Origin of the sequence: Flavobacterium sp. UBA7682 (assembly GCF_002482945.1) — a bacterium.
Lineage (GTDB): Bacteria > Bacteroidota > Bacteroidia > Flavobacteriales > Flavobacteriaceae > Flavobacterium.
On record NZ_DLGY01000052.1, the window covers coordinates 1 to 5476 of the forward strand.

General features: G+C 35.5%; 6 protein-coding genes. All 6 read left to right on the forward strand.

Translation table 11 applies throughout. The features are described from left to right. The coding region (locus B3C16_RS16445; protein WP_291133434.1) for a hypothetical protein at positions 1-660 on the forward strand (660 nt) is incomplete at its 5' end. Between the two features lie 195 nt (positions 661-855). Then, positions 856-1518, forward strand: a complete 663-nt coding sequence (locus tag B3C16_RS16450; protein WP_291133436.1) for a hypothetical protein — start codon at positions 856-858, stop codon at positions 1516-1518. A 4-nt stretch (positions 1519-1522) separates the two neighbouring features. Next, positions 1523-2104: a hypothetical protein gene (locus B3C16_RS16455; protein ID WP_291133438.1), complete on the forward strand. Its 582-nt coding sequence runs from the start codon at positions 1523-1525 to the stop codon at positions 2102-2104. 589 nt (positions 2105-2693) lie between these two features. After that, positions 2694-3725: a sensor histidine kinase gene (locus B3C16_RS16460; RefSeq protein ID WP_291133439.1), complete on the forward strand. Its 1032-nt coding sequence runs from the start codon at positions 2694-2696 to the stop codon at positions 3723-3725. Continuing rightward, positions 3722-4417, forward strand: coding sequence for a LytR/AlgR family response regulator transcription factor (locus B3C16_RS16465; protein ID WP_291133440.1), 696 nt, complete (start codon positions 3722-3724; stop codon positions 4415-4417). The genes B3C16_RS16460 and B3C16_RS16465 overlap by 4 nt, the downstream gene beginning before the upstream one ends. 131 nt (positions 4418-4548) lie before the next feature. Then, on the forward strand, positions 4549-5476 hold a 928-nt coding region (locus tag B3C16_RS16470), incomplete at its 3' end, for a TonB-dependent receptor (protein WP_291133441.1).

Consider the following 5476-nt stretch of genomic DNA (forward strand, 5'->3'; position numbering starts at 1 on the left):
ACACAGGGCATTCCGCCCATCAGCTGGATATTGTTGGTCTTGTTCATTATTGCATTGGTGAAAAAGCCGGTGCAACTGATGATGTTTGTTTTCATCCCTTTCATTTTAGGGCATATGATTGTACCGCACAAAGAGTTTCGCTTCATCTTCCCGATGATACTGCCATTTCTGGCCTTATCTTTTTCGGGCTTGCAGGAAATCTGGGAAAGTATTAAAAACAAAAAATGGCTGATGCCGGTATTTCGTGTTCTGGTCGTTTTCAACCTGGTACTGATGGCCTATCGTTGTTTCTGGCCGGCCAGCAATACACACAGCTATTACAAATATCTTTACAATTATGCACAAGACAAACCGGTTCATTTAATCACCATTGGCCGGGGAATTTTTGATGAAGGATATAACCAGATTACCTTGTACCGCCCCAAATATCTTACTGAAGACACGACGGATAATGAGGCGTATCCTGCGCTGATAAACACTCAAAATGCCGATTCTGTTTTGGTAATGAGCTATCACACTTCTTTGTCTTACCACGACCCGCGCTACACGGAGCAACTGCTGTATGTGCATTTGCCACAGTTTTTATTGCATAATAATTTCAACGACTGGCAATCCCGTAGCGACATCTGGAGTCTTTGGTTGCTGCGCAAAAAGAAATAACGGTTTATTTTTAAGGTACTACCAGGCAGCTGTTGTATTCAATAATTCCCCACCTTAATATTTCAGAGCACAAAAAATGCCTGAAATGTACCGCTCGTGTGCAAAATGATACCGTTGGTGAAATAAGATGAGAATTAATAAATTCCTGTATTATTTTTATTGTGAAACAGACAGTTGTCGTTTAAAAGATTCAGAATGAAAAACCTCTTCCTCATATTAGTTTTGCTCTTTGCTTTTGCATCCTGCAATAAAGAGCCTAAATATGAAACAAAATATCTGGATGCGAATTTAAAAGCAGCCCTGAATAATAAACCGGGGAGTTACTGGATATTTAAGGACTCAGTTTCCGGAGAATTGGATAGCGTTTATTTAGTGGCAAATGAATTAAAAATTGACGGAGGCTATACCACGAATTCAGGATTTAAATATGAAAAAATGCATCTGTATTTTGATTCGAAACATATTGGCAAGGATACCTCATATAATCTCAGTTTAGATTTAAGTGTTACAACCAGATCATCGGATAATAATCATTTATCTTGTGGCTTGACAAAGTTTAGCAGTCAACCATTGTATCTCGTATTTTTCTATCCCTTTTCCTATTTGGCTCCGGTTAATTATCCTCCTCATGATACAATAGTTTACACCCGACTGAAAGAGCCACTGCTTTTGGCTGGTTCAAAATTTGATAATGTTTGTGTTTTTTCTCAATACGATAAGACGCTTGGTTCCGATGCTGCCAGCACGGGTTATTGGAGCGACGCATTCGGCTTGGTAAAAATGCGTTTCGTTTGTTTTACATCCAGTGGGAATATGACTAAAGTGCTGGAATTGCAACGCTGGAAAATTCTAAAATAATCCTATGAAATATTCCCTCACACTATTAATCGCCTTTTTCTTTTTTACAGCCTGTCAAAAAGAACGGACTTTGTATTTAACAGACGATATAAAAAGGAACTTCTCTTACAAACCCGGCAGTTATTGGATTTACCGGGATTCCGCTACAGGAAGAGAGGATAGTTGTTACGTAATCAAGAACACAACTTACTTTGATGAAACTGACTATGGCTCGTTAATCGATTATGATAAAATTGAGCGTTTGGAGATCAAAATGAAATTGGCCACTATTCACAAAGGGAATAAAACAAATATAGAAATTGAATTTTTAATGCGTGGTAATTTCTTAAATGCTCTCTTTGGCTCCGATATTGAAGATGTATTTGGTTGTTACATGCCAATAAGCGAACAGACTTATCAGGCAAAATTACCCAATACCTACATTCCATTTAAAAATGTATCCGGCGAGAATTTTGATAAAGTGTATGAAATCCCAACGGCGTCAGGGATGTATTATCTCAATAATGTAGGGCTGATTAAAATGAAAATGCCTTATTATTCTGTTACGTATAATTGGGAATTGGTAAGGCATAAGGTTATAAAATAAGCAATCATAAAAAAGCAATCATAATTATTCTATGATTTATTCTGATACTCGGTTGTAAAAAAGTACATACTTCTAATGTTCCGAAGAAATAAAACGCAACTTTTCATTTAAAGAAGATTCTTATTGGATTTATCGGGATTCAATAAGTGGGAGAGAAGATAGTTGTTATATTGAAGAGATTATCAAACAGTATGGCAGGTCATGACTACGACGGAGGTAGATCTGAATCATCTTCTTGGCTTCGAGGACTCGAAGTAAACAATTTTAAAAGGAATGTATGGTTTTATAGGAAGTCATTATTATCATGCAGACTATTTAGTCAAGCCTTTATTCGAATTTATACATCTGGCGTGGAAATCTTATTATACTCCTGAGCACATCAGTTCAGTTGATTTAATTATTATTGCCCAAAAAGATAAGTTCATTGTTAAAATAACTGACACGGTCGGGCTAAAATCAAAAAGCTTGCAAACGCCCTAATGTCCTATAAATTTTGCAGACAAAAAGTGCCTTTTAACCGATTTGATTTTGGAAGATGCATAATATGATTAATTTTTACAGTTCCATTCCAAATAATAACAACTAAATTTTGAAAAAGTATCTTACTCATTTTATACATATTGGGTTTTGGTTTTGTTTTGGGTTAATCATAATTGTACTACTTGCAATTTTAATGCCCAATCAAAATGACATTTCCAAGCTTCCTTATTACTTAAGTATAATCTTCGGTATTGCATTAGTTCCGTCATTCATATCATTCTATGGTTTCTATTACTTAATTTTTAAATACTATGTCAAAACAAAGAGTATTTTTAAAACTTTTCTGGCTGCATTATTCATTTCTGTTATTGCAGCTTTTTTCGGATACATAGTTTCGTATTTTATCATACCAGGTAATTGCAATACTACGGAGCTAAATGGTATAAATGTTGCAATAGCTATGATATCGTTTATGAGTTTTATAGCTTTTGTAAGTGGTACTGTTGGTTTTGTTATTAAAGGGTTTGTGACATGGCATAGTGAAATAAAAATTAAAGAAGCACTAATGTCAAAAACACATGAAACAGAAATGGCTTTGGTAAAATCTCAACTGGACCCTCATTTTCTTTTCAATACCATTAATAATATTGATGTTCTGATTCTTAAAGATCCTGATATCGCTTCGGAATATTTAAATAAATTATCTGACATCATGCGGTTTATGCTTTACGAAACCAAGGCAAATAATATATCGCTCAAAAAGGAACTGGAATACATCGAAAAGTATATTGAATTACAGAAAATAAGAACATCAAATAGTACGTACGTAACTTACCAGGTCGAAGGAAACAATAACGGGAAGCTCATTGCACCAATGATTTTTATACCATTTATTGAAAATGCGTTTAAGCATTGCTCAAATAAAAAAATGGGAAATGCGATCAGTCTTAAGATTACCATTGACGAAAACAGGATAAACTTTGTTTGTACAAATAAGTACACAAGAGGACAAAACGAGGTCCATGGAATAGGCTCTGAGTTAATAGCAAAAAGGTTACATTTATTGTACCCCAACAATCACGGGCTTACAATCAACAATACAAATGATACATACACTGTAAATTTATACATCCATTTATGATTTCATATCGTTGCATCATTATCGAAGATGAGCCTCTGGCATTAGACAGATTAAAGGAATATGTACTTAAAGTTCCTTTTTTAAGTTTGATTGGTTTTTTTGACAACGCACTTGACGGCCTGACTTTCTTAAAGAGTAATAGTATAGACTTACTTTTTTTGGACATCAACATGGATGAGTTATCCGGAATAGAACTTCTTGAGTCTACCCAGGTTGATTGCGAAGTAATCCTAACTACCGCATATCAGGAATATGCACTAAAGGGATATGAATTAAATGTATCAGACTATCTTTTAAAACCCTACACTTTTAATCGTTTTTTGCAGGCCGTAAACAGGGTTCAGGAAAAACTATCACTTAAACATAGTGAACACAGGTTTGAATTTATTTTCGTAAAAACAGAAAACAGATTAGAAAAGATAAACATCTCAGACATCATCTATATTGAAGGAATGCGGGATTACAGAAGAATACATACCTCCTCAAAAAAAATTATGACTTTACAAAATTTTGGAGAATTTGAACAGATCATTGCTTCTAATATTTTATGCAGAGTGCATAAATCCTATATGGTAGCGATAAACAAAATCGACACTGTCGAGCGAAGCCGCATTAATATCGGAGGAGTTATTATTCCTGTTTCGGAAACCTATAGAGAGCTTTTTTTCAAGACTATTAATTCAAAAATGTAAACCAATACCTGATTTTGCCGAACATTTTTACTGTTTTGCAGAGGACATTGCTGTAGTAGCATATTCCAGTATAATAAGCTATAAAAGCAAATCATCTTTGCGCAAACAATAAAAATTATACGCAAGAAAAGATGAAAAAATTCTATTTAACATTAATTGCTGTACTACTATCAAGTTTTGTAAAAGCACAAACACTAAGCCAAACAATAAGGGGTACAATAGTAGATGCGGATAGTAAATTACCTATCGAAGGAGCCGTTCTTCTTGTCAAGGATATCAGCCCATCTATTATAGCAGAAACAGACTCTAAGGGCAATTTCAGGCTGGAAAAAGTAAGAATAGGTCGTGTGAATATCCAGGTTTCTGCTACACATTATCTAACGGCTATTATCCCTAATATTGAAGTAAACTCAGCTAAAGAAGTAATTCTTAATTTAGAAATGCAAGAGACTTCTATTAAAATGGCAGAATTAACGGTGCAGGCTTATAAAAATAAAGGAGAAGCGCGCAATGATATGTCATTAGTAAGTGGCCGCTCCATCTCCACAGACGAAACCAGCCGTTTTGCAGGGGGCTTTAATGACCCCTCTCGTATCATGTCAAACTTTGCAGGTGTCACTAGTACTCAGGATGGCGGAAACGATATTATCGTAAGGGGTAACTCACCAAAATATGTACAATGGCGATTAGAGGGTATGCAAATTACCAACCCAAACCATTTTGCAAATCAAGGTGCAGCCGGTGGCGGTATCAGTGCATTAAATAATAATTTATTGGCAACATCTGATTTTTATACCGGAGCCTTTTCTCCGGAATACGGTGATGCATTGTCTGGAGTTTATGATGTAAAAATGAGAAGCGGCAACAACGAAAAGTTGGAAACTACATTTGGCTTAGGCATTTTAGGAGCAGACTTGACGGTGGAAGGCCCATTTAAAAAGGGGTACAAGGGCTCATACCTTGCCAATTATCGTTACTCTACTGCTGGCCTTGCCTCCAACCTTGGCCTGATGGATATTTCCGGAACACCCAAATTTCAAGATGGTGCTTTTAAAATAA

Coding starts and splice junctions, on each gene's coding strand:
- B3C16_RS16450 (WP_291133436.1), top strand. CDS start 856: ATGAAAAACCTCTTCCTCATATTAGTTTTGCTCTTTGCTTTTGCATCC.
- B3C16_RS16455 (WP_291133438.1), top strand. CDS start 1,523: ATGAAATATTCCCTCACACTATTAATCGCCTTTTTCTTTTTTACAGCC.
- B3C16_RS16465 (WP_291133440.1), top strand. CDS start 3,722: ATGATTTCATATCGTTGCATCATTATCGAAGATGAGCCTCTGGCATTA.